Below are 25,923 nucleotides of genomic sequence, written 5' to 3'. Positions count from 1 at the left end.
CGATGCATACGTTTCTCATTCGGCATCAGTAGCGGATCGCTCAAAGGAAATTTCTACAAGGTGTTTTCTTCATCATATACCGAATGTATATCGGTGGTTGTAGTTCGACAACAGGAATACACGACAAGTGATCCGCAAGACAGCGTCAATCCAATTTCTGCATGCCTCCAATACATTTAACACTGCCAATAGAAAAACATAAACAGCATGGATAATACGACCGTAGATCAAATGCCGCGGTCAACGGTCAGTGATCCGCAGCAGTTCACCATTGCGCTTGACGAACTCGAACAGACCGGCTGTCTGGCGCTCATTACCGGAACTGTCGACGAGACTGTTCGGGCAACGTGTTCTCGCCAGTTGTTTGGAGCGATCTCTCGTCCACACAAGCGTGTTCTCATTCACCCGGGTGCCAATGCACTTCGTCTGAGCTCCTATCTGCCACACGGGATCACAACGACTACATCAGACGTTCTGTCCATCACGGGGGCCAGACTGCGTGGCGAGATGATCACGCCATCGAACAGCACAGACATAGAACAGACCACCTCTCCGATCGACTGTACTCTTTTCAGTCGACGGCTCGCTTCGCTTCTGGCAGACACAGAGCCAACAACAGATACGTTCACACCCGGAGAGCTTCGTCTCGGTATCCTTACCACGGGTGAACTGCTCGATCAGTACGGTCAATCTGTCGCTCAAACATTACTCACGACAGTCGAGAACCAGATGCGCGATCGGTGTGGCCTCGCGCACTGTCATCTTCCAGTCGGCTCGGAGAGCAGTATCGCGACCACACTGGCTGAGCACACAGCCATCCACATCCATCTACGCGAGCGAGAGGGGCTACCACCAGAGCAGTGCTGGTACCTCCGCGACGCTGACTGCTGTTCCGGTTGGATCCCTCTCAATAGTGACTTATGACACTGGCAGGCCATCATCCATTTAACCAAGTACGGGTTGAACCAACCACCGATCCACAGGGCGTCACGGTGATCGATGATATTCAGGGCATACGCGTCTCTCTTGGAACGACAGAGCCGGTTATTCCGTTGTCGGGTGCACCAACGGCGTTCTGTTTTCCAGTCGACGTTGCTTACGATATTGATACGGAATCGGTTCGTATCCCGATGCCCGTCAACGTCTGTGTGCGCGACCACGTTGGTTCGGTCGTCGCCGATGTACCCCCAAACACGAGTAAGACGCTCGGTCAGGGTCAGTATACAGTCGAGATTGGTGGACTCGGTGTTAAAACGTACCTTGCGGTTCAGAGTGAGCTTCGGATTCCAGCAGCCACGGACGGCGGACGGACGATTAGCGTTGAGAACACCGACCCCGTCGGTCTCGGAGTACGCTCGCTACATAACCAGCCAGCGACGACCGTTACGACCACCGACGATCCGACCGACGTGATGCGTGCTCTCTCATGTTTCGGAGCATCACTCAAAACGACATCCTGTGAGCGGTCGTTTCCGTCGATGCGAGGACACCCCCCACAGATCAAACACGGCGACTGCTTTGATGCACCAGCGACGCTGGAGCGGACGCCAGCAGAGACCGATATCCAGATCGAGGTGCCCTCGACGTTCGAATACATCTATCCTGTCGCCTCGCTCGCGTATTATCTCAATGCCGCTGTCGTCCCTGGGGACTCGCCACGGTTGCTCGTCGATGGGACCGCTCACCCGATTGAGCACGAAGACGGGTACGACGCAGCCGTTTTCCGACTGCTCAAGCACCTGTTCACACTCGATTGTCTCACTCGAACCGAAGGCTTCTATCCAGTTCAATTGGCCGGGCGCGAGCAGATCGAGGAGTCGGCTGGTCTCGATTTCGCCGCGCTCTACGACCAATCACTGGGCGAGCAGGTCAACACCTACCTCACGGTACCATTCGAGACAGTCGCTTCTATCGTTCCCCGGTGGCCGCTGACGACGACGATCGCGCCGACTGCAGCGCATCTCGGTGTGCTCTCCTACGTTGCTGCTGACCTTAGTTCCATCCGTACACCAGAGACAGAGCGTTCAGTTACAACACGAGCTGGTAGCCAATATGCAGCGTCGATAAATGAATTCCTCAGGGGAACGTCGACCACTGCTCCCTCTTTTCGTGGCCAGTCCTCGGCGACGGCTGATCAACAGATCCAACAGCGCGGTCCATCCGACGATTCGACTGACGGGGGCTGGACGCGTGCGTTGAATCCCCCATCGACAGGGAGCATTACCCATCTCTGGTTCAACGACGGCTATCCAATCGCCGGTGCAAAACCGACGCTTGATGCGTGCCAGCGACGACTCGATGCACACTCCAGTGGTCCAATCGATGTGGCCGTCATCAGCAATGCACCGGAGATGCACGACGAAACGGATGTGGCTGATCTCTACGGAATGCGTGATCTCATCGCATTCGATGTTACCGTCTACGAGGAGTGTTCTCAGACCGCCCTTCGAGAGATTCTGATGACAGAGTACGACCTCATTCATTACATCGGACATGTTACTGACGAGGGGCTCCAGTGCGACGATGGGTGGCTCGATGCAGCAACACTTGATCACGTCGAAACGCGGGCGTTCATCCTGAACGGCTGCCGATCCGTCGATCAGGGGATGGCCCTCGTCGAATCGGGTGCCATCGGTGGATTGTGCACTCTCAGTGGTGTCGCGAATACGTCAGCGACGGACATCGGCCGGACGGTCGCGCGTCTGCTGAACGCAGGCTTCAGTCTCGGTGGGTCGCTGGATATTATCACAGACACGTCGGTGACGGGCTATCAGTATATGGTCGTCGGAGATCCACGTCTCACCATCACTACTTGCAAAGGAACAGCTGCAACGCTGGCAGAAATTCACTCCATAGAGAAGGATCAGTACAAGGTTTCAATCCATGGGTTCCCTGCCCCCTCTACATCACTTGGAGCACTTTCTATGCCGTATCTCGGCAACGAGAAGGAATATTCTCTTAATAGTGGTCAACTCGTCACAAAAACCGTAACAACGGCAGAGCTTCAGGCACATCTCGAGCTCGGTCGTGTTCCAGTACGCCACGAAGGTACTCTTACGTGGAGTGATATGCTCACGGGCGAGGAAGGCTTATCCAATATTGAATCACAAGGATAACGAGAACTTGTACAGGTCGTTACGGACCGTAGTAACCGCCGTTGGTCGCCGCGGCTGTCCCCACCTGCGTGAGGAGGAAAAGAAGTACGAACAGGACGCTAGTCATCTTTGGGTGTTTTTCCACGGCCGTCGCAAGTGTGCCATCAGACATGACATTATATAATTTATTCCATTATACGTTAAATTTAATCTAATATATCTTTTTAAATTCAACTGAAAAAAGATATTAATCGAAATAATATTTCTATGGGGAATGAGTATATATTTCTAATATTTTCAGATATAGATAGAGAAATTTTCCCATACCGATACTGTAGACAAGATATTACAGCGAGTGTCCGACTCTACCTTTATCTGTTCGATTAGAAAAACCGGCACCACAGCTTCCGCAACGACGCTGGTGGACAAAGAGCGACTTCTGGGTACGAGCTGTCTTAGCTGACGAGTCGATTCACGTGTCCCCGAAGCGATGCCTGAAAGCGTTCGGTAGCGAATCGGTTCGGTGAGTGTGTAGGCGGTTCGTCGATTTCGGCCGCACGAATCACGAGAGAGACGGCCTCATCGAGTGCGTCGAACAGACGATCGGACCGGTTGTCGAGTATCTCTTGTTGACCGCCACTCGCCGGGGCAAATGCAACCATTCCAGCAGCGCGATACTCGGCAACGGACATCCCGAAGTGTTCATTCTCCTTCATATTCAGTCCGTATTTGTGGGTACACAGCAGGTGTTCGAGTTGATCTCGAGATACGTCACGCTCCAGTGAGACGTGTGGACGCTCGTTGGCCGCAGCAGCAACCCGCGTGACGTAGCTCCGATACGCTCGCGGGGTTGCTCCAACAATGTGAAGGTGGAGATCGTGGCCCTGTTTACGAATACGATCGACCACGCTGATCGCATCGAGCACTCGTTTGTCCGGAGCGAGTCGTCCGACCACGACGATACCATTCTCACGGTTAGACCACGCACGATCGCACGAAACCGAATCAATAGGAGGATAGAGCACCGTTGGTCGGATATCATAGATTTCCTCGACCACGGCACCCGTCCACGAGGAGTTCGAGAGAAGGGTGGTGTCGTGGCCAGTGAGATCGGTGCGGTCAGGTCCTGCCAGCCGGCTCCACAGCTGATTCAAACGGCCGGGAGCACCATCGGAAAGCCGGTTGAGTCGGAACTGCGGGTAGTGGACATACTGGACCGATGGGAGTGAAAGCGAGAATTCGTTTGCCGTGCTCACTGCGAAATCGAACGCGGCAGCAGAAGACTGGAAGAAGCGATGGAGAGCGACGCTTCGAAACGCGAGTTGCGGTCCGATCCACGGAGCAACAGTCGAGAGCGTCCCTGCAATCATCGTCGCGCCTCGCGGCATTTTGACACTCACGTTCTCAACTGAGACATCGAAGCGGTCTGTGAGATCCGAAGGTATCGTCTCCGAAATGGTGAAAAGTGTAACGTCGTGCTCCAGTTGGAGCGCCTCACAGGCCGCGAGACAGACGGCATCAGCTCCACCGTGGAAGTCAAGCGTGTTGTGGAGGATCGCAACCTGTGCCATGTCGTTGGTTCGGTGTCGTCTCACAAGAACTCCGCGGCCTCCACATTTTTGCTTTTCCGGACGAAAGGCCTGTCGTGGAGTGTGCGTTTGTAGGCGCGGGGGCGGTCGCCGAGAAGTACGCAGCCAGTCTCACCGAATCCCCGCTTGAACTGACCGCAGTATGTGATCGAGTCGCCGATCGAGCTAACCAGCTTGCGACAGCCAACGGAGCTACCTCGTACACCGACCTCGGCGAACTGCTCGCTGTCGAGTCAACGCCATTGGTCGTGAACCTCACGAGTCACGACGCGCATGCGACCGTTACGAAGCGTTGTCTCACAGCTGATCGACACGTTTTCAGTGAGAAACCACTCGCGCTCGATGCTGACAGAGCGGCTACCCTCGTTTCGATCGCCGAGCACCGCGAACTCGCGCTCGGCTGTGCGCCGATTAATCATCAGTGTGACGCCCAACAACACGCCCGGTCTCTGCTCGGAGACGGTCGCTTTGGTCAGATTCGTCTGGGATACGCTCACGCTCACGTCGGGCGCGTAACAGAGTGGCACGACAATCCCAGCGCATTTCTCGATGTGGGACCGCTCTACGACGGTGCCGTCTATCCGTTGAATCTCCTCATCTCGTGGTTCGGTCGAGTTGAGCGAGTCCGAACCGCAGATTCACTCGATGTGTGGCCCAATCGGGAGTCGCATGCTCCCGGTCGACCGACCCACGTCGAGGCGACGATCGAGTTCGCGTCTGGGCCGGTGGTTCGTCTCACGGCGAGTCTCTACGCGCCCCACTGGAGCCGCGAGTTCAACAGCCTCGAACTCCACGGTGACGACGGCTCACTCTATCTCGCAGACAGTGGAGCACTCGCTGCCAACGTAGAAACAGTCTCCGTTGGCGGCGTGGGAAAAGCATACGTCCCCGCGCCTCATCCATCCCCTCCGCGCGAACGGTCGTATCTCGACGGTCCAGAGCGACTCGCGGCCGCCGTTAAGCGAGGACAGCGACCGACGGCTAGCCGAGCTGCACACGTCGTCGCTGTCTGTAATGCCATCGAAGCAGCCACATCGTCTGGAAATTCGATCGTGATAGACAGTTGCACCACCACACGCGAGAGCCTTCTTCCGCCGCCCGTTCGGCCCGTGCAAACCGAGACAGCCACTCCGGATGGGAATGCTCGCACCGCTTCGATACGACTGCCGCCCATCGGCTTCGGCTGCTCACGCTACCGAGAGGGTGCGTACGTCGACCGTCGAGACTCCATCGCAACGGCACTCGACGCTGGCTACCGGCTGTTCGACTCTGCAGAACTCTACGGCAACGAAGAGCGAATCGGTGACCTGCTCGATGCGTCCGGGACACCCGACCGTGATGGACTGTTTCTCGTGAGCAAAGTCTGGAACACGAACCACGAGCACGTCGTAGAAGCTTGTGAGGGGAGTCTCGACGCACTCGGTGTGGATACACTCGATTGCTACATGCTCCACTGGCCCGAAGCGTGGGCGTACCAGGGCCCACTCCGAAACCTCGCTGTGAAGCCAGAAGACGAGCAGGAGGCACTGACGTTCCCAACAGACGAGAACGGAGACCCGAAGACGGTGGACACGTCACTGACCGAGACGTGGCACCGAATGGAACAGCTCTATGATCGCAGCGACGTTCGCACTCTCGGCATTTGTAACGTCACCCTCGATCAGTTGGAGACGCTCATCACCTCGGCACGCGTCTTGCCGGCCATCGTGCAAGTCGAATCACACCCCTATCATCCACAAACCGAGCTCATTCAGGCGTGTCATGACTACGGCATCAGGGTGATGGCGCATTCGCCGCTGTCTCCGTCTGGGATTCTGGACGAGCGGAACCTCGCTGTTGTTGCTGAGAAACACGGCGTCTCACAAGCGGCAGTCGTGCTTGCATGGAACGTCCAACGCGGTGTGGTCCCCATCCCGTCAAGTATCACTCCCGATCACATCGTTGCGAATCTCGCGGCCGCCCGGCTCCAGCTCACCGACGAAGACACAGCGCGCATCGCGAAGCTCGAAGATCCAGCGTTCAATCGATAATCATGGCTACGAGTACTCTGGCTCGGCTTCAGCGCGACTGGACCGTCGTTACCATTAGCTTCACAGTTGCGCTCATCACAGGAGCGGGCGGAGTCGCTATGCTCATCGATCCGCCGGTGGCAACACGTTGGGCAGTAGTGACGGTTGGCGTTGCTGCCTTTGAACTCTGGTTCCTCAGACAGCACCTCGACGCAAACCACACCAAAGGTGCGAACGTGAGGTTGTACGACACGCTCGGTGTTGCGAACACGGTAACTCTCATCCGCGGCGGTGCCTTCGCAGCGGTTGCTGGCTTTGCTGCTGTCGAGCCGACGCCATCCCTCGCGTGGCTTCCGGCGCTTCTCTACGGAACTGGATGCGCGCTCGACTGGGTAGATGGGTTCACAGCCCGATTCGACGGGCGGACCACGGTCCTCGGCGCGAAACTGGACATGGCATTCGACACGATCGGTTTTCTCGTTGCGCCCGTGGTCGCTGTGTTCTGGGGCCGGCTTCCATTCTGGTATCTTTCGCTCTCGTTTGCCCGGTACTTATTCAAAGCTGGCCGGGGGTTGCGCCGGATTCGGGGGAAGCCAGTTAACGATCTGACACCCAGTGCAGTTCGCCGTTCACTTGCAGGGATACAAATGGTATTCATTACCGTCGCACTTGCGCCTCTTCTCTCGGTAGAGACGGTTCGGGTGCTTGCTGCCGTCGTACTAACACCTTCCCTTGTCGTGTTCGCGCGAGACTATTTTATTATGGCTGGTCACGTTGATTGACAGAAAGATAGTTATTGATTGCGAGGTAATATGCGTGTGAGCATCCCAGCCAGCCACTTGGTCCAGTGTGCGTTCTCGCTCGTTTAGACCGGTGGAGATGGATCATAGACTCTCTCCCGAACTGCAGCGAGAACCATTGTACAGTTGTGGGCCAGACAGCGTTTAGCCAGTACCGGCCTCGTGAATGAGCAGCGTACCCGGGATGACGCGTTCGGCGATTGGGCCGACAGCAACCTCGCCGAGACGACCAGCACTGATCCAAAACAAAGTGGTTCCAACGGAACATCGAGAACCACTCTCCGAACGACTGAGTTGAGCTACTCGAATCTAACGCTGGGTCGGATGTGATCACAGGATGACTGCCTGCGAATCCAGCGAAGTGAAACGCACGTTGAACGTGTTCCGGACAGCGGAATTATCCATTGAAATGTCCAACAATAGACTGGAGTGCGCGTTAGATCCGTTCTACGATTGTGGGATGGATACGGACGCCGCAAGCGTGGAGGATGCCTGATGGATCGACAATCCCTCTATTTTGTCAGGCCGGGAGAGACCGAACTGAGGACAACAACGTTCGAACCTGCAGATGATGAGGTGATCGTCGAGACACAAATTTCGGCCGTCAATGCTGGGACTGAACTACTTATTCACCGCGGTGAGGCTCCAATTGACCTACAAGCAGATGAGACCATCGACGCGCTCGATGGTGATCTATCCTTCCCGCTCCGATACGGCTACGCCGCGGTCGGAGAAGTCATCGCAACCGGAAACGCAGTCACCGAGGACTGGCGGGGCCAACGCGTCTTCGCGTTCAATCCACATGAATCACGGTTCGCTGCTCAGCCCGCGACGCTCGTTCCTGTTCCCGATAATGTATCATCTGAAACAGCAGCGATGCTTTCATCGGCCGAGACGGCGACGTCGCTCGTACTCGATGGTCGACCCCGTCTTGGAGAGCGGGTGATCGTTTTTGGAGCAGGCGTTATCGGACTCTGCACCATCGGTGTGCTCTCGGATTTCCCCCTCGAACGACTTGTCGCGGTTGACCCGATCACCGATCGACGCGAACACGCCCTACGGATGGGTGCCGACGAGGCAATCACTCCCGATGAAGCGACGGACGACGTCTGTGAAGGAGCAGCTGATGGCGCTGACCTCGTGTACGAACTCTCCGGTCGTCCTGAGGCGCTGGATGATGCGATTTCTAGTACGGGCTACGATAGTCGCGTCGTCGTCGGATCGTGGTACGGGACAAAACAGCCGACGCTCGATCTTGGAACGAACTTCCACCGCGACCGCGTCACCATCGAATCGAGTCAGGTGAGCACGCTGTCTCCTGAATCTCGTGGCCGCTGGACGAAAACACGACGACTGAACACTGCACTCGATCGGCTTCAGGCGCTTCCAATCGAGTCACTCATCACTCACCAAATTCCGTTCGCCGACGCACCGTCCGCGTATCGATTGCTCGATGAATCTCAATCTCCATTGCAAGTACTTCTTACGTACCCATGACAACGACCCTCAACAACGACATCGATAACCAGACGTACGAACTAACGGTTACACGCGACTTCGTTGCACAGCACGCACTCACGGTTCCCAATCCGGGACCCGAGGGCGACGTCCACAGCCACCATTTCACCGTCGAGGTACAGTTCGCTGGACCTACACTCGGTGAGTTCGGTTATCTCGTCGATATCGATACTGTGAATGCTACTCTCGACACGCTCGAAGAACGTTACCGGGATACACTCCTCAATGACCTTCCCGAGTTCGAAGGGATGAATCCGAGTGTCGAACGTTTTGCCCACCTGTTCGGAGATCGTATTGCAGACGCGGTCGATGATCCGAATCCGACAGAACTCGTTGTCCGTCTCTGGGAGGATGATTCGGCATGGGCAAGCCACCAACGGACACTAGACCGATGAACTACGCCGTGCCACAGTATCTCGAAGCGAAACGGACTGTCGATACCCGGGCATTCTCAGCGCGCGTCCGCGATCGACTGCTCGCTGAACTTCCGGAGAAACCGCGTATTCTCGAAGCCGGATGTGGGACGGGCACAATGGTTTCCCGACTCCACAAATGGGGCGTCGAAGCTGGAACGTACCGCGGCGTCGATCGTTCGGAGAGCGTGCTCGCATACGCACGAGAGCAGCGAGAGGCCGAACTCAACGCCGAGCCGATAGATGGCGGTTTTCGTGTTGCTGATCTCAATGTCAGATTTGAGCAAGGCGACGCCCTTTCTGTGTTCAAGGGCGAGGATGCTGATCTCCTCATTGCGGCATCCTTCCTCGATCTCGTCCCCATCCGAGAGGCGTTCGACGCCTTTAATGACGCTCTCAAATCAGACGGGCTGATCTACGCGCCACTGACGTTCGACGGCGGAACAATCTTCCAACCCGACCATCCAGCTGACAGAGAGATCGAACGAGTGTATCACGATCACATCGACAGCCTGCCCGGACGGGACGTACGCGCTGGGCGACGTGTGCTTGACCACCTACGCGAGCGCAGTGGACGCCTACTTTCGGTCGCGCCTTCGGACTGGATCATTCGCCCGCGTGCGGGAGCATACCCTGCGAATGAGCGTGCTTTTCTCGCTACGATCCTCGAATTCGTTGCCGAAGCTGTCGGTGATCACCCAGACGCAGACGACTGGCTCCACATACGACGACAACAACTGGAGGATGGCGTACTTAGCTACGTCGCACACCAGTACGATTTCCTCTATCGAACAGCAGAGTCGTGATGGTCCTTACCCACATCGCGGTCGGGATGGCCCTGTCCTTACCGGTGGCACTTCTCGCTCCCGAATTTGGTACTGTCGCCGCCATCGGCGGAGCCATCGGTGGTATTGTCCCCGATATTGATCTTTTCGTCGGTGAACACCGACGAACGCTCCACTTTCCGGTGCTGTCGTGGCCGATCGCGATTGCGGGGTGTGCGATCACGCTGGCAGTCCCGTCGTCTCTCGCTGTCGTGGTTTCGGCTGCGCTCGTAGCAGCAGCCGTTCACTCTACGAGCGACATGTTCGGTGCCGGGACGGAGCTTCGACCGTGGGAGCGGACGAATCCAAACGCTGTCTACGATCACCTCCGGGAGCGGTGGCTTCCCGCACGATACGTCGTTCGGTACGATGGAGCACCCGAAGACCTTGCGTTGACAGTCGTGTTCGCGGCAATGATTGCTGTCTCTCTCGACGGCTCTCCACGGTGGATCGCGGTTGCAGCTGTTGTGACCGCGATCCCATACGTGGTCTTTAGAAAACGGTTGCCTGAATATTTCGAGAAAATTCTGTAGTCCGGGGCAGAGTTGCGTATCTCGATAACCGACTTGGGAACGAGTGACGTTCCGCGATCGATCACGCTCTGCGCCGATAGAGAATGACGAGGATGACCACGAGGAGGATCTGAACGACTTTATCAATGCCCTCAACCGGAGAAATCGCCGGATCTGCGCGTTGGTTGATCAGCACGTACAGCACGATCTGGATGAGTACGAATGGGACTCCGAGCAGATAGAGCATGCGGCGTCGGTAATCAAGCAAGAAGAGAAGTACTGCACCAAGGAACCCGAGACCAGCGAGGATGAACGCGATAGGCATACTCCCGGGGAAGGATTGGATACCAATAACTAGGTGTATTATCCCACTAACGACAGCACATCCAACGGCGATCCATTGGAGTGGCGTGATCGAGTCGATACTGACAGAGGTGTTCATGTTGCGTGGTAACAACCGATGTCGTAATAAATGAACTGTCCAAAATCACAAAGTGGTTACATTATACGAGAAGATGGACGAGGTCGCCTAGATCGACACGTATTTTCTTTCTACAGGCGACCCATTCGTGCATGGAAGTCGAGTACGCTCAGGAAGCTGACAGTCCTACGATTTCGGTCGTAATCCCATCGGTACCAGCGTACGATCACGCTCCGACCATGGCCTGTCTCGACGATCAGACTATTGAGAAGTCGTACGAGGTGTTGGTCGTCGACGACGGCTCCATCGACCGTTCAGAGGCACGGAACAGGGGACTTCGTGCGGCAACAGCGTCGATTGTCGCGCTGACAGATGACGATACTCGTCCGCCGCGAGATTGGCTTGCGAACATCCACAGCAAATTTCACAACAATCCCAAACTGGTCTGTCTCGAAGGACCTGTGTACGGCGGCTGTCGGAGTTTCGGCCCTCGACATTACGTTGGCTGTAATCTAGCGGTTCGTCGGGACGCGGCGCTCTCTGTCGGTGGATTCCGTTCTGCGTTCTCAGAATGGCGCGAAGACGTCGAGTTTGGCTGGCGTATGGAATCAGACGCTCAAGGAGTTTGTCAGCACAGCGAAACTGTTCGGATGTGCCATCCGACCGTCCCGAGGACGCAGTTCGATTCAGATCTTGAACGACGGTTGAAGCGTGAGTATCCCCACCGATACGACGAAGTATTGGACGTGGCGCCGACCCGCCGACTCTACCGCTGGGCCAGAGCGGTAGGAATCACACAGCCGCTCCAGTGGGTTCGGGCCGCGTTCCGTCGGAGAGTTTTTGGGGACTGTTACGACCCAGCGTCCAGAGATTAAATTACGCCAAAGACAAAACGAGGCGTGTTTTTTGAGGCATGGCTGTCTCGGTGTGCCTGTTCTTGAGCGACCAAACGGCGACCATATTTGTAAACACGATCTATAACAATAAATTACCGACGGTGATTGTCGAATCCCTCTTCGACGGACGTGACACACGTACCTGTGGCACGGGGCTCACAAACGACTACGCGAATTGAGTCACGCCGTTTACTCGGCTACGCTGTTGATCGCTCTGATTCTTATGTCCTCGTCATCTCGGAAGGTCAGGCCGTCGTACGTAGCTAATAATGCTATTTGATATTGTATGACACTATTCCCGAAACGGTATATCGTCGCCCTCGCCATCAGTCGTATGAATGACCGAGAATATATCGAAGAGAATCGTGATCATTGGGACGAACTCGCAGAACACCACCCAGACACCGACTACTATGATGTCGAGGCATTTCTGGGAGGCGAGTCGACGCTCCGACGACTCGAACGTAAGGAGCTAACTGTCGCTGGCAAACGACTGCTACACCTACAGTGTCACTTCGGGTTGGATACCCTCTCGTGGGTCCGCGACGAAGGAGTAGCGCACGCGACAGGTGTCGACTTTGCGTCCACTGCGATCGAGACCGCACGCGAGTTACGCGACCGGGTTGGACTCTCGCCGGATCGAGCACGGTTCGTTGAGAGCGATATCTACGAGCTCCCTGCGATACTGGAGGAAACCTTCGATGTGGTGTTTTCCTCTTATGGGACGATCTATTGGCTTCCCGACCTGAATCGGTGGGCGAAAGTGATCGCTACTCATCTCGAAGCTGGTGGGATTTTCTATATCGCTGATGGGCACCCATTCGCTGGACCGTTTCACTACGAGAGTACCGCTGATGAGCTTCGGGTTGCCCACCCGTTCTTCAACAGGGAGGCGATCACGGAATCGTTCGACGGAAGCTACGCCGGATGGGACTTCGGATTGGAGAATAAACGGTCGCACGGGTTTGCCCATCCAATGGGTGAGATCGTTACCGCCTTGACTGATGCAGGACTACAAATCGAGTTCCTCCACGAGTATCCGTGGTCGTTTTTCCAGCGTTTCGATGCTATGGAACCTGACGAGGACGATCGGTGGTGGCTTCCCGAATTGGAGCACGCACTTCCGTTCACCTTCTCGCTGAAAGCGAAGCTCCCCGCCTAATGATGGACTGTGAGAATTGAGCAGCTGAATACCACGGACGACGTCAGAGGTTGTAGAGGTCGGTGAATTTCTCGTCCACGTAATTGAGGAAGTAGTCAGCAGTCAAAGGCTCGCCAGTGGCTTCCTCGATTAATGCGTCGGTCGGATACTTCCGACCGTGGCTGTGGACGTTTTTCTCCATCCACTCGCGTAGTGGTCCGAACTCACCGTTACGGATCTTGTGATCGACATCGTCGATCTCTTCGCGCATCACAGCATCTAACTGCGCTGCCAGCACAGATCCGATTGTGTACGCCTGAAAGGCGGCAAATCGGCTCGACCAGTGGATATCTTGTAGACAGCCCTTCCGGTCGGTCGGTGGCGTCACGCCGAGATATGTCTCCATCTTCTGGTTCCACATCTCGGGAATTTCGTCGACCGAAATGTCTCCTTCGAGGAACGCACGGTCAATTTCACATCGGAGGATGATGTGGAGATGATAGGTGAGTTCGTCGGCTTCGACACGGATGTGATTATTCGGATAGATCCGGTTAGCCGCGGCATAGGCATCTTCGGCGGCAAGATCCTCGACTGAAAGATGGTCTGTCAAGACTGGAGTGAATAGCTCCCAGAACGGTTTCGTCCGAGCGACGTGATTCTCCCAGAATCGCGACTGTGATTCGTGGACACCCGAGGAGAGTGACTCGCCGAGCGGCGTCCCGTATTCGTCGCGAGGAAGTCCAAGCATGTAGCTCGCGTGTCCATATTCGTGAACGGTGGCCATTAATGCGTCCAGTGGATCGCCTTCTTTGTACCGGGTGGTGATCCGAGCGTCGAACTGGTTGCCGGAGGTGAATGGATGTGGGGACGTATCAAGCCGACCGTGCATTCGGTCGTAATCGATGTGGTCGAGTGCAGCCGCCGAAAGCGCCCGCTGACTTTCCTTGTCGTAAGATCTGCCCGCGAACGGATCCGGGAGAGTGTGTCCTTCCGATCTGATCCGATCAATGAGCGGAATGAGTTTGTCTTTGAGGCGCTCGAAAATGTGTTCCACTTGTTCCAGTGGAAGATACGGCTCGCTGTCTTCGTACAACACTTCATAGGGCGGTTTGTCGGGATTGATGTGTTTGGCTCGCTTTACGTGTAATCTTTTCAACTTTTTTAAGGACGGAGCGAATTCAGTGAAGCTGTCGTCAGCCTTCGCATCCTTCCAAATGCTCTGACTCTCTGTCTTCGTTTCTGCGAGTGTCGCAACGAGGTCGTTAGGAACGTTCTCCTGACGGTCGTATTTCCGATGAATCTCCCGCACCACTGCTGTCTGGTCCTCATCGAGTGCTTCAAGTGTGTCCTCAGCTTCCCGAAGCGCGGCTTCGAACTCATCGGCAGTGATGAGATCATGAACCACTGCCGAGAGGGCAGCGAGTTGCTTGGCCCGAGCGGGCGTCCCGCCTTCGGGCATCATCACTTGCTGGTCCCACGAGAGAACCATCGAACTGTCCTGTACGTACGCCAGCCGCTGATATCGGTCGAGTAACGCCTCGTAAGCGTCGGTTGATTTATCCTGTCGAGTTGCCATGAGTGAGGTTTGCTGGCCTGTCTTATCAATTCTGGGGCAAAAGATGCGTCATTTGATCGTCTGAACCGGACTATTTACTCAGATCAGTCTGGTTGTATGCTGATCCTATTGATAAATCAATCACAATACTGGGATAACTGACTCTGTCAGTTGATTCATCATTCGTCCCACCAACAAGTTGATGGTTGATGAGGTGGTTATTTCATCTAGACATGATGGACTTCATAAAATTGAATCGGGGTGTGATAAAGAGCTTGTTTGAGCGTGATTCGGGGACAGTCGCTCGTCTGGTTCGTTCGGTTACGGACGCAGACTGTACAGTGCTGATCAAGTCAGCGGAGGTCGATTCATGATAAACCACTCGGTTCATCCGTGTCCCGATCTGCGAGGATTTCAGCGCGATTTGCTCGTCGTGTTGGCACGCGACGACGCACAGTACGGGCTCGAACTCAAATCAGATCTTGAGACACGCTGGGACACCAAAATTTCTCGTAGCAGACTCTACTCGAATGTGAATGATTTGATCGAACGAGGACTGATCGAAAAAGCAGAGCTCACTGGGAGGGCAAATCATTATGCAATCACTGACCGTGGAGAGCAACTGATCAACGCATATTCTACGTGGATCACAGAGAGTTTGGATCAAACAAACGGCTGAGGAGATAATCAGGTACCATCTCGTTACTGTTCACATTTGTTGACCAACGAATGAGGTCGATTGAGTACATCGACCATGAAACCGTCTATTGATCGTGGTAGTCAACGTAACTCATTAATTGTGTATGTTAGATAAACATTCGAAAACACTCTGACCGGCGCTCACGGCTATCGTGAGACCGTCAGACAGGAATCAGCTGTTTGATAGTCAGATGAATACGATTTGTTGATATCCGATGAAGACAATCTTCAATCGGGGTTACTACGCGATGGAATAACTCCAATAGACTCACACGCCCTTGAGTGGTCGGAGTTTGCTTACTGCTGGGCGGTGACGAGGTCTTTGATTTCTTCGGCGCGGCTGTCGTCGGTGATGAAGCGCGAGAAGACCCACGAGAGCTGGGTGATGATGGCGTCGTGGCCGTCCTCGGTGAGCGCGTACTCGTTGGTTCGCTTATCGAGTTCGCTTTTCTCGACGAGGCCCATCTCGACGAGATCGTCGAGGTTGGGGTAGAGTCGGCCATGGTTGACCTCCGAGCCGTAGTACTGTTCGAGTTCGCGTTTGATGGCGAGGCCGTAGCGCGCCTCTTCGGCGAGGATGGCGAGGATGCGCTGTTGGAAGGCGGTGAGTTCTGGTGCGATACTTGATTTGCTGTCGCCTGACACTGTCGTCGACATACACTACGTTGATGATAGTATCGCACTTAATACTCGTCAACCTTCATACGAGTGTTTGTCCCATCGCGGTACTAAACAACTAACAGACATGCAGCAGCTCAATTCAGTAGGAAAATCGGACAAGATTGTGATGATGATTTGTGAATGAATAGCGCCACCAGCGTGGGAGAAAAGGCGTTATGAGAGAATCAGAGACGACGTAAACAAAATCATCGATTGATCTATGACAACAGTGTATCAATAAACTTTCCCAATCTGATATTCTGACACTATCGATGTGATGTTGTGCTTGAACAAAAATACAGGAATATAATCTCCATACAAATTATGCGGTGGTTATATGATATGATTGGCATCACCATCAAAGATGGGGAAATGAAACAATCGATAGCGTTCCGCAGTACATTCACGCATCTATGGTTGATAGATATCGGTAGCAAATGTGATCACTCACGCTCTATTCTCCACGGGATAGTTACCACGGCCTAGCTCCTGGGGTGATATTCCAGTCTTGTTGTTCATTCACGTCGTTGTATCGAGGTTCTGAATTCATCCAGTCGATGAAGAGCTAAGCTAACAATTAACGCTCTGAAACAACCAATAGATTGAGAGAACGTGTTGTTTATTTTCGGCAATCACACTTACGGATGCTCCCACGGACCAACAAGACTGAATCCATATTTTATACATATACAACCACAATAAAATTAATACGCGTATAGAGAGAATTTAGATTTTGCTAATGCCGCATTACCCAACGATGTCGTCTGATGTAAAGAGTAAGCGAGAGAATAAGGAGAGCGTATATTTAGGCAGACGTGGGTATATGAAGCTTATCGGAGCCGTTGTCACCGGCTCTGCAGTCGGTACAACGCAGATTGGGCGTGCACGCGCAGCAACCCGTAACGGGATCACATTCGATCGCGTTGTCGATGCGGTCGCTGATCTGGGCTGTAATCCAAAGGGAAATGCAGACGTCTCAAGCAAGGTCAAGTCGGCCCTCGATGGGAAAACGCTCATCGAATTCCCCTCAGGGACGTATCACTGGGAGGGGTCAATCTCGCTCAATACCGATCGGATCGGGATTCGCGGGACGAGCGACGACGTGCTGTTCACATTCCCCGAAGGATACAACGAATTCTTCATCAACGGCTCGTGTGAACAAGCACTGTATGAGAACTTCGATGTCGATGTCCGATCCGAGAACACCGCAACGGGCATCCGAGTCGCCTCTGAGTGCGGGTTCCACATCGAGAACATCGAGCACATCGGACGCGGCACCGCCAATTCCAACGATGTCACCCGCTGTTGGCAACTCCGCGTGAACGATCCAGACGCAACCGGAACAATCAAAAACTTCGTTGCGAAGAAAGGCTCGGCGTGGGCGCATTACAAAGGCGGTGACGGCCGGGTCGGGATCTCGGTGTACGGTGGCGAGGGAACGATCAAGATCATCGACTGTCATCTCGAAGAGTTCGGCAACAACGGCATCTACGCGAGCCGATCACTGAGCTCGATCCAAATTGAGGGCGGTACTTACCGCAATAATAATGTCAGCGGTATTCGATTTTCGGGCGAAGGCAGCTACGTCGACGGCGCAACCGTCGAAGTCGACCCGAGTAAGTACTCCGGCCCGCACACCAGAGAGGACGACTCGTTCAAAATGCGCGGTATTGTCGTTGAACAATCTCCCGACGACATTGGACAGCGCGATGATGCTGGCGCGAAGATCCGGAACACAGACGTCATTATTCAGGATAATCCAACCATGGGTTCTGCCATCTCTATGTGGACCGGTGGCCGGACGCTTTCCATGTCGGACTCTCAAATCGTGTACAACAACGATGGGACGCCCGCGATTTACCGCGAAGGGAAAACGTCACAATCCGATAATAGTACGGACTCAGATCCACGGTGGCTTCGCATGGACACCGTCCAGATCACTGGCTCTGCAGCGAAAGGGCCGACCATTCTCGTCGAAGAGGCAGACAACACCCGGTTCACTAACTGCTACATCGAACAAACTGGATCCGACCGACAGGGCATTGTATTCTCGAACTGTCAGAATGTACTGCTTCGAAAATGCGTCATCAACGTAAGCGGGGAAGCCATCTCTTTCGAGTCGTCGTCTGGAGAGTTGAAAAATGTCTGGGTATCGAGGTCGTCCTCACCAAGCTGTGTCAGCACACCCTCCTCGTCTTCAAGAGATAAATGACATGGGGAAGGTGTGACTGAAAGGATTTAAACTTCGGTAACGAATTATTGTAGTTCTTTGAGGATATTTTATTAGTTGAATTCCGATACACCTACTATCCCGATGGAAAATTTCAATATATAATTTTATAACACCTACTTCATAAAATGCCACAACAAAAGGAATAATTGAAAAAATATGCTCACTCAACTTTACCCGGTGGATGCCCGTTTATCAATAATACCACCGAAATTTATCAGTTGGTTGTATTTTCATTCTGTATGTCTCGTTTTAGGACTGACGACAGCAATCATCCGTTACAGACACATCACTCTATCCTCTACAATCAGAAACTGGCTCTATTCCAGAACGGAGATGGATCGTTCAGAGAAGCGTTAAGGGGACAGTTCCCGGAGAAATGCGTACCTCACGTCGTACAATCACACACGATCAACCTCTGATTGAGTCGTAGACAGGTCACGAGCCCCGTATTGGAATGGAGTGGACAGTGCGCTCGCTTTCTGAGCAATAGCTTGGACGAGCAGACTCTATTCACTATGTGCATTCACTTCTAATGTATATTTATCGTATTGGCTGGTGAAAAATTGGCTATCGTGCTCTGAATTCCATCCTAATAAAGAAAACCCATATGAAATAATGATGGTTGAAACTGTTCTATCGTAAATATTCGTATTCGATGTCAGTGATACGCTCAGGGGCGACACGAACGCCCTCACCGTCCGTGTTCACGACCCTGAAGACGCGACGGAGATTCCCCACGGAAAACAAGGCGATCCGGGGTTCACGTGGGTAAGCGGCAATTTGCCAGCGCGTATCGCTCGTCGAAGTGCCGAAAACGTACGTCTCATCGATACAGGCAACTCCGAATCTCGGTGATGATTCTGCTTGTATCGCTAACGAGGTGGCTGGTGATACGAGAGACAATTTATCGACGCACAGATGATCGGTGGACACCTTGGAGTTGACACTGACTGGAACCGAACAACCAGGTCGTCTGGATACGGTTATGTGACGCATTCCAATTCTGAATTCAGACAAGCATTCATATTGCCATATTCAATGGTGGTGTGAGGGGATATTACAGGAATACTACTGTAATAGTAGGGTATTATATATGTTTACTGTCGTATATGAACTATCTATTACAATTCAATTACAACCGTGATTATCGGTGCTGGAGCTTCCAGTGAGCTAAAACAGACCGGTCGTATTATTGTATTCCTCAAGATTCATCGTCACCACGCAATTACAAATGTGTTTTCTGACATCCAATATACAATTCACAGACGGATCTAGAGTGCGACCACTGGCACGCTGGTGCAAGCCGAATTTTTTGATAGAAAGAAGAGTACGGGCACTGGGTACTGGGGTCCCTAGCGATTCATTCGAGAGCGGAGTCGGACCCGCAGTAAGCGATCACTGGGAAATTCGCTTGTGTGATAGTACCGAGTGCCGCGTAAACGATGATAATGTGAATATAATAGTAGTGTGGCTCAATGATTCCTTTCTCAGGAATTCAGTGACAGCTTTCTGTTTTCTATCGCCGACGCCGGTGTATCTGAATCGAACCAGTTATAGAAAATCCATCATTTTACGTGATTGACGATGTGTGGTTCGATAGATGTCAAAGATACGGGTGAAGACATTCCCCGATCAAAATATTGAATCACGTAGTTACAGATCTTCTCTACCAGTATCGTCTGAGATCGGTTAATGGTTCTATCAAAAGACATCTCTGGCCTATATTTTCCACGTCAGTATCGATCTCTCTCACTATTATGAACAATAGGAACGAACCAAAACAGTCACGAATGTATTTCGATTGGTGTAATAATGTTAAAAATATGTTTTTATTCTGAATCTATCCTATCCATTGCCAGTGATTGTATGAAAATAGGTATCTCGTCGGTATCGCCACCAGATTAAACGATCTGACTCAATCATCGTTGGTAGTATATTGTTATTCTCACAATCAACAAGGCACAGGACGTCACAGACCAACTGTTGATACAGAATAATCAGGAATGCTTAATTTGTCTTCAATGAAAAAGTAAAGGTCCGATCGCAGCATCGTTTGTCCCATCCGAAAAATCGATGATGAGTGTCTTTTATCTTGGGGAGATAGAAGCATTCTCAGGGCCACAAACCACAAGACACACGCTCGATACGTACATTTAGTACATTCATACAAATCGAGGACTTTCGCACTGCTGTCGACTCTGTCAAATATACAGTAGTGCAGGCCGGTCCGCAGAAGGTGTTCCGCCATGTGATATTATAGTGTTCAATGACGATGGCGAAATTATCATGTTCAGAGTATAACTTGACAACACTAGAGTTATTGGTGAGTTCCTTGACATCGTGATGAAAGAACGGCAATCTGAGTCGGAAAGGGAAGAGGATACCACGGTATGAGCCTGCGTGACTCGACTGTCCACGAGGTCGGGCAGCCGGTCTACGTTAATGGGTCGAAAGATATCGAATTCCGAGAACACCCCGTTCCGGAACCAGGGGCAGACGCTGTTGTTACTAAAGTCGAGCGAACGAACGTCTGTGACTCAGAGTTACACGTGTGGCGTGGCGATCACCCGTTGAGCAACTACATCCTCGGTCACAAAGCAATCTATCGAGTGAGCAACCTCGGTGAGAAGGTCGATACAGACGGTGTTGGTCAGCAAATCTCTGAGGGCGATCTTTTCGCGCCGAGGGACTTCCAAACGTGCCAACAGTGATGTGGTACGCATTCGTCGATTGCATGTCATGGTGATCTTCATCGGTGACATCTGTGTGTCACTTGGCTTCGGTATCATACAGTTCACGACCGGACTTGAGTACAACTGAGGGATTTCGGCGAGTGGGTACCATTGCACTGACGACTGGGCTAGTGATCGCGTCATTTGGGGCGTCCTCATCGGACTGCTCACTCCGCTTCTTATTATTATCGGAGGACCCGACACACCCCAGTCATTCGTGGTGCTCGGTCTCCCCACGTCGATCATGTGTGTCGTATGTACGGTCGGACTCGTCGTTGAACTCGAACGCCAGCCGGTTCTCCGAACAGAGGCGGTCGCCGACGAGACAGTGAGCGTTTCACAGCAACCGTCGAATCGAAATCACGCACAGGCTGAAGATTAACTCTCTATTGGCCGGTCATCGTTCCTTGTCTCTGGAATACAATGCTTCCCGCATCTGTTAATTGGGCGATCGCCACAGAACCACAAAATAACATCTGAAATACATTAGATTTTTACTTACGTGTTGAAAATTAGTGGTTTTGTGGACAGAGTGGTTGAACGTTGATGGCGACGAAAAAATAAAATCCCCTTGCACAGTGGTACGTATGTGACGTCACACAACCAAGCGCTCGTCAAAGACATAATGTCGACTCCGCTCGAGACGGTCTCGGCGGATACACCGTTGGTCACAGCAGCAGAGAAAATGCGCGAGAAAAACATTAGCGCATTGCTCGTGACGACTGCGCCGCCGTCGATCGTCACCAGTACAGATATCCTCGAAGCAGTCGCTCAGGGGATGGATACGTCACAGGTAGCGGTTGCGGATGTGATGACCGAATCCGTCGAGACAGTACCGCCGAATCTGCAACTCAGAGAAGCAGCGGCGATGATGGAGAACTTCCGCATTAGTCATCTTCCGGTCGCCACGGACGATTACATCGGAATGATATCATCGACAGATATCACCGCTTATCTGTCGTAGGTACCAGTCAGCTGGTGGTCAGTGAAGCTCTGGTTTCGTTATTGTCTCGTGTACGCATCTCTGTCCACAACAAGGTCAGTTACAAAATCGGAATGTTCCTTTATTTACCCATTGTGTTAGCGATAACGTGGGCGAGATCCCTCGACGAAGACAGCACTCAGACGGTGGTTGAATCGGCCTATCCAGTTGCGATCAACCAATCATTTAACCTCGTGATGTCGATCAGCACAGAAGCAAATGACGCTTCGAATCCTCCATTATGCAGATCTCGAAGATACGTACGACGATCCGAAACGCATTGGAATGTTTGCCGGTCTGATCGACGTCTTGCGCGATGAGAACACTGTAATCGTTGGGGCCGGTGATAACATTGCTCCCAGCGGACTCGGACTCCTCACAGATGGTCATCAGGCTATCGAATTGTTCACCAGGATCGAGCCGGACATCGATACCGTTGGAAACCACGACTTCGATTATGGACTGGAGACACTCTTTTCTGTCATCAATAGTGCTCCCCAACGTTGGATCTGCGCGAACGCCTATGCGCACGGAAAGCGTTTCGGCCGGAATGCTGGAATCGTTCCGTGGACAGTTATCGAACGAGCTGGTTATCGTCTCGGGCTGTTCGGACTCGCTCATCCAAACACAGATATGAGTTCGCCCGAGGCACGATCGTTGTCGTTCACCGATCCGATCGCGGCAGCCAAGGAGGCCGTCAAAGCCCTCAAAAACGAGGCAGTCGATCTGATCATCTGTGTCTCTCACCTCGGTAAATCGAAAGGACGCTCGTTCAGCGACGACGATGATCTCGCCCGAGCAGTCGATATCGACGTGATCCTCGGTGGACACGAACACGGTGCCCCACGAATCGATCGACTAGCCGAGACATTACTCGTGCGAACAACTGGTGAAGGAAAAGATCTCTCTGAACTGCGCTTTACTGGCGAATGGACTGTCAAGCATCATCCGGTCACTCATTGCACGATCGATCGGACTATCGAACGGCGGTTTCACGAGCTGCACGAACGCGCTGGATTGAACGAAGTCGTCGCCACGATATCTGATCCAATCGTTCAATCGACAGAGACTCGGTATCTGGGTGAGTCACGGCTTGGAAACGCCATTACCGATGCATACCGGTGGAAGACGAACAGCGATGTTGGGTTACAACACAGCTCGGGAATACGGGGAACAACGCTTCAGGGAGTTGTGGAAGTGGCTGATCTCGTGAGTCTATTGCCGTTCGATATGGCTGTCGTGCGGACAACAGTATCCGGTACGACGCTGTACAACATGCTCGCCTCCGGAGGTGAGATCGTCTATCCCTCGAATCCGAACTATTGGCACCTTCACGTGAGCGGCTGTACAGTCACGTTCGACGATACTCAGCGACGAGTGAAAGAAGCCACAGTCGGTGGCGTTGCAGTTGATCCCTCGACTCAGTATACCGTTGCAGCCCCCGAAAATTTCTTTTGTTCGTTCGACTGCCCTTCAAACGAAGCACAATCGTTTGGGCGACAGCACGAAGTACTCGCGGAATACGTCCGAGAAAACGGACTCGACCCAGAACTCGAAGGTCGAATCAAACGGACGTAGATTCAACATCACAACCAACAGCCAACTGACCATACATCTACTGAGTAGTAAGTGACAAACCACTCACACAGCCGGCGATCGTAAAGTAATTAAAATTCGTTTCAGTTTGACAGTTAGCGTTTCGTGATCGTATTATCCGGCCCTTTCGTATATCCGATCGACCTGTCCCGCGTACTTTTCGAGAATATTTCTGCGCTTTTTCTTCATTGATGGTGTAAGCATATCATTTTCGGGTGTCCATTCCTCGGGAACGAGTTCGAACATCTTGATCTGCTCTTCGGCTTCGAACTGCTCGTTGATCGTATTGACATCTTCGAGAATCCACTCACCAACGCGATCGTTCTGACAGATAGCAGCACGACTTTCGGGCAGGGAAATGCTCTTTTCTCCTCTCCACCGTTCGATCGCGTCGAAATTCGGGACTATGAGCGCGCTGACGAACTTCTCGTTGTCCCCAATGACCATGATCTGCTCAACTCGATTACTGGTGGAGAAGGCATCCTCAATCGGGACAGGCGTGACATTCTTCCCGGTCGAAAGAACAAGAATCTGTTTGAGTCGATCGTGGAAGATGAGGTAGCCGTCACTTGTCTGTTCGACGATGTCTCCTGTGTGAATCCAGTCGCCGGTGAACGCTTTCTCTGTGGCTTCTGGATTATTCCAATACTTCTCCGTCACATTCGGTCCACGAACCAGCAACTCCCCGATTTTACCCGAGGCACGGCGCTTTCGTTCATCATCGATCGAGGTATCATCGAACGTGACATCTATTCCGGTCAACGGCGGTCCGAGTGTCCCGGGACGGATATCTTCGATTGGATTCACACTCACGACAGGAGCGGCTTCGGTGAGGCCGTATCCCTCTGCGATTGGGAGACCCATTCCCATGAACAGTTCAGCGAGATCTTTCGAGAGGCTTCCCCCACCACTGATGAACATGTCGATATTCCCGCCCAGCTGCTCTTTCACGTTGCTGTACACCAATCGATCGGCAATCGAGTGCTTGATTCGGTGAATACGCCCATGGGTATCGGATCGGGCTTCTTCGCGGGCAATACCGACCGCCCAATCGAAGATCCGTTTTTTGATCGGAGATTCACCCGCCTGCTCTTGCATGCTATCGTAGATACGTTCGTAGACCCGGGGAACGCTCGTTGCTAGATCCGGTTGAACGATACCGAGGTCGTTGGCTACAGTGTCAGCCGATTCGGCATACGCAACAGACACCCCGGATGCAAACATGAGATAATGACCGGCAGTGCGTTCGAACACGTGAGCTAATGGCAGAAACGAGACCGATGTCATGCTTGGGTCGAAGACGGGCAGATCATCCGGTTTGTCTGGTCGTGGCCCGAGACGCTTTCTGATTTGGTTGACGTTCGATCTGAACTGCCGGTGCGTGAGCTCGACGCCTTTCGGTTTGCCTGTCGTTCCGGACGTGTAGATAATGCTCGCAAGATCGTCGACATCCCGTGAGCTAAGCCACCGTTCGAGCTTCAGCGGCCACGAGATCTCTTCGCCTCTTTTGTGAACCTTTCCAAGAGTGGTGATGTCTTCTCTGTCATCATACAGAGTGAGCTCATCTATCGATGCGATAAATGAGAGATCAAGTTCGTCTTCGACAGCCATCACGCGCTCTAAGAGCGTCTCGTTTTCGACAATAACCGCTGTGGCGTTAGGATCGTCGAGAAGATACTGTGCCTGCTCTGGGGAAGAACCAGCGTACACTGTCGTCACAACGGCACCACAGACCTGCAGTGCAAAGTCGACCTGCGCCCATTCCATACGCGTACTCGAAAAAATACCGACCCGATCCCCCGGCTCAATGCCAAGATCACGGAATCCCGCCGCGAGATTGTGAACGATGTGCTGCATCACGTTGTAGGTAATCGATGAATATCGTTCGGGAGGTGAGGGATCAATCACACCCTCTGACACTAATGAGCGATCGTACACGCCTCCCTTGTAGAGTTGGGCCTCTTGATTGCGATTACGGCTGGTGCTTCCTTCGAATAACCGGCCGATTGTAGACATCTCAAGGACTGGGTCGTCCTCATTTCTGCGTTTTTGTTCTGCCTCACGCCAGCCCAACATGGGATCATCATCTGTAGAAGCCATTCTCGTTGTCGTATCCGTCTGACGAAAGATCAGTGTTTTGTGAATGCTCCGGCCATTATATTGAAATAGCTTGAATACACGCTACGGAACGGACAACCATATGGAAAATATTAAGAAGTTATATTATATTTCGATTGGGTAGAAGTGT

Annotated in this window: 22 protein-coding genes; 16 read left to right on the top strand and 6 right to left on the bottom strand. The window is 52.9% G+C overall.

The window, feature by feature from the left end:
- Positions 1-207 precede the first annotated feature (207 nt).
- Together MW898_RS06350 and MW898_RS06345 are read left to right on the top strand one after the other, a co-directional pair.
- Positions 208-924, top strand: coding sequence for a DUF7504 family protein (locus tag MW898_RS06350; RefSeq protein ID WP_248905546.1), 717 nt, complete (start codon positions 208-210; stop codon positions 922-924).
- On the top strand, positions 921-3,116 hold the full coding sequence (locus MW898_RS06345) for a CHAT domain-containing protein (RefSeq protein ID WP_248905545.1): 2,196 nt from the start codon (positions 921-923) through the stop codon (positions 3,114-3,116). Before MW898_RS06350 ends, MW898_RS06345 begins: the two co-directional genes overlap by 4 nt.
- 19 nt (positions 3,117-3,135) lie before the next feature.
- Here MW898_RS06345 and MW898_RS25530 read toward each other — a convergent pair whose 3' ends face one another.
- Both MW898_RS25530 and MW898_RS06340 read right to left on the bottom strand, forming a co-directional pair.
- Positions 3,136-3,267: a DUF7503 family protein gene (locus tag MW898_RS25530; protein WP_264383120.1), complete on the bottom strand. Its 132-nt coding sequence runs from the start codon at positions 3,265-3,267 to the stop codon at positions 3,136-3,138.
- 283 nt (positions 3,268-3,550) lie between these two features.
- Complete coding sequence (locus MW898_RS06340) at positions 3,551-4,666, bottom strand: glycosyltransferase (protein ID WP_248905544.1); 1,116 nt, start codon at positions 4,664-4,666, stop codon at positions 3,551-3,553.
- A 74-nt stretch (positions 4,667-4,740) separates the two neighbouring features.
- On the opposite strand from MW898_RS06340, the gene MW898_RS06335 reads away from it, so the two are divergent.
- The 6 genes from MW898_RS06335 (at position 4,741) to MW898_RS06310 (ending at position 10,781) form a co-directional block, all read left to right on the top strand.
- Positions 4,741-6,714: an aldo/keto reductase gene (locus MW898_RS06335; RefSeq protein ID WP_248909720.1), complete on the top strand. Its 1,974-nt coding sequence runs from the start codon at positions 4,741-4,743 to the stop codon at positions 6,712-6,714.
- A gap of 2 nt (positions 6,715-6,716) precedes the next feature.
- Positions 6,717-7,475: a CDP-alcohol phosphatidyltransferase family protein gene (locus MW898_RS06330; protein WP_248905543.1), complete on the top strand. Its 759-nt coding sequence runs from the start codon at positions 6,717-6,719 to the stop codon at positions 7,473-7,475.
- Between the two features lie 513 nt (positions 7,476-7,988).
- Positions 7,989-8,990, top strand: a complete 1,002-nt coding sequence (locus MW898_RS06325; RefSeq protein ID WP_248905542.1) for a zinc-dependent alcohol dehydrogenase — start codon at positions 7,989-7,991, stop codon at positions 8,988-8,990.
- Complete coding sequence (locus tag MW898_RS06320; protein ID WP_248905541.1) at positions 8,987-9,406, top strand: 6-pyruvoyl trahydropterin synthase family protein; 420 nt, start codon at positions 8,987-8,989, stop codon at positions 9,404-9,406. The genes MW898_RS06325 and MW898_RS06320 overlap by 4 nt, the downstream gene beginning before the upstream one ends.
- Complete coding sequence (locus MW898_RS06315; protein ID WP_248905540.1) at positions 9,373-10,230, top strand: class I SAM-dependent methyltransferase; 858 nt, start codon at positions 9,373-9,375, stop codon at positions 10,228-10,230. Before MW898_RS06320 ends, MW898_RS06315 begins: the two co-directional genes overlap by 34 nt.
- Positions 10,230-10,781 carry a metal-dependent hydrolase gene (locus MW898_RS06310; protein ID WP_248905538.1) on the top strand — a complete coding sequence of 184 codons (552 nt, stop codon included), beginning with the start codon at positions 10,230-10,232 and terminating at the stop codon, positions 10,779-10,781. The genes MW898_RS06315 and MW898_RS06310 overlap by 1 nt, the downstream gene beginning before the upstream one ends.
- 61 nt (positions 10,782-10,842) lie before the next feature.
- Here MW898_RS06310 and MW898_RS06305 read toward each other — a convergent pair whose 3' ends face one another.
- A complete protein-coding gene (locus tag MW898_RS06305) occupies positions 10,843-11,202 on the bottom strand; it encodes a DUF7475 family protein (RefSeq protein ID WP_248905537.1) in 360 nt (119 codons plus the stop codon).
- A 131-nt stretch (positions 11,203-11,333) separates the two neighbouring features.
- Here MW898_RS06305 and MW898_RS06300 point away from each other — a divergent pair, with 131 nt between their 5' ends.
- Together MW898_RS06300 and MW898_RS06295 are read left to right on the top strand one after the other, a co-directional pair.
- Complete coding sequence (locus tag MW898_RS06300) at positions 11,334-12,056, top strand: glycosyltransferase family 2 protein (protein WP_248905536.1); 723 nt, start codon at positions 11,334-11,336, stop codon at positions 12,054-12,056.
- A 355-nt stretch (positions 12,057-12,411) separates the two neighbouring features.
- The gene (locus MW898_RS06295; RefSeq protein ID WP_248905535.1) at positions 12,412-13,239 is read left to right on the top strand and encodes a class I SAM-dependent methyltransferase; all 828 of its coding nucleotides are present in this window, start codon (positions 12,412-12,414) and stop codon (positions 13,237-13,239) included.
- 43 nt (positions 13,240-13,282) lie between these two features.
- On the opposite strand, the gene MW898_RS06290 is transcribed toward MW898_RS06295, so the two are convergent.
- Positions 13,283-14,794, bottom strand: a complete 1,512-nt coding sequence (locus MW898_RS06290; RefSeq protein ID WP_248905534.1) for a carboxypeptidase M32 — start codon at positions 14,792-14,794, stop codon at positions 13,283-13,285.
- Between the two features lie 349 nt (positions 14,795-15,143).
- Here MW898_RS06290 and MW898_RS06285 point away from each other — a divergent pair, with 349 nt between their 5' ends.
- Positions 15,144-15,452, top strand: coding sequence for a helix-turn-helix transcriptional regulator (locus tag MW898_RS06285; protein ID WP_248905533.1), 309 nt, complete (start codon positions 15,144-15,146; stop codon positions 15,450-15,452).
- A 317-nt stretch (positions 15,453-15,769) separates the two neighbouring features.
- Here the strand turns inward: MW898_RS06285 and MW898_RS06280 are convergent, their stop codons facing one another.
- Entirely contained in the window at positions 15,770-16,129 is a 360-nt protein-coding gene (locus tag MW898_RS06280; RefSeq protein WP_248905532.1) for a PadR family transcriptional regulator, read from the bottom strand.
- Positions 16,130-16,955: 826 nt separating this feature from the next.
- Between MW898_RS06280 and MW898_RS06275 the strand changes: the two genes are divergently transcribed.
- From MW898_RS06275 to MW898_RS06255, 5 genes are all read left to right on the top strand, one after another.
- Complete coding sequence (locus MW898_RS06275; protein ID WP_248905531.1) at positions 16,956-18,344, top strand: hypothetical protein; 1,389 nt, start codon at positions 16,956-16,958, stop codon at positions 18,342-18,344.
- Between the two features lie 2,411 nt (positions 18,345-20,755).
- A complete protein-coding gene (locus MW898_RS06270) occupies positions 20,756-21,076 on the top strand; it encodes an alcohol dehydrogenase catalytic domain-containing protein (protein ID WP_248905530.1) in 321 nt (106 codons plus the stop codon).
- Between the two features lie 265 nt (positions 21,077-21,341).
- Positions 21,342-21,479, top strand: a complete 138-nt coding sequence (locus tag MW898_RS25975; RefSeq protein WP_248905529.1) for a hypothetical protein — start codon at positions 21,342-21,344, stop codon at positions 21,477-21,479.
- A 207-nt stretch (positions 21,480-21,686) separates the two neighbouring features.
- A complete protein-coding gene (locus MW898_RS06260) occupies positions 21,687-22,061 on the top strand; it encodes a CBS domain-containing protein (RefSeq protein WP_248905528.1) in 375 nt (124 codons plus the stop codon).
- Between the two features lie 237 nt (positions 22,062-22,298).
- A complete protein-coding gene (locus MW898_RS06255; protein ID WP_248905527.1) occupies positions 22,299-23,657 on the top strand; it encodes a bifunctional metallophosphatase/5'-nucleotidase in 1,359 nt (452 codons plus the stop codon).
- Positions 23,658-23,789: 132 nt separating this feature from the next.
- Here MW898_RS06255 and MW898_RS06250 read toward each other — a convergent pair whose 3' ends face one another.
- Positions 23,790-25,748: an AMP-dependent synthetase/ligase gene (locus MW898_RS06250; RefSeq protein ID WP_373689877.1), complete on the bottom strand. Its 1,959-nt coding sequence runs from the start codon at positions 25,746-25,748 to the stop codon at positions 23,790-23,792.
- Positions 25,749-25,923 lie beyond the last annotated feature (175 nt).

Source organism: Halocatena marina (genome assembly GCF_023276375.1).
Classification (GTDB): Archaea; Halobacteriota; Halobacteria; order Halobacteriales; family Haloarculaceae; genus Halocatena; species Halocatena marina.
The sequence above is the reverse complement of the archived record's forward strand: the minus strand, read 5'-3'. Positions and strand labels throughout refer to the sequence as shown.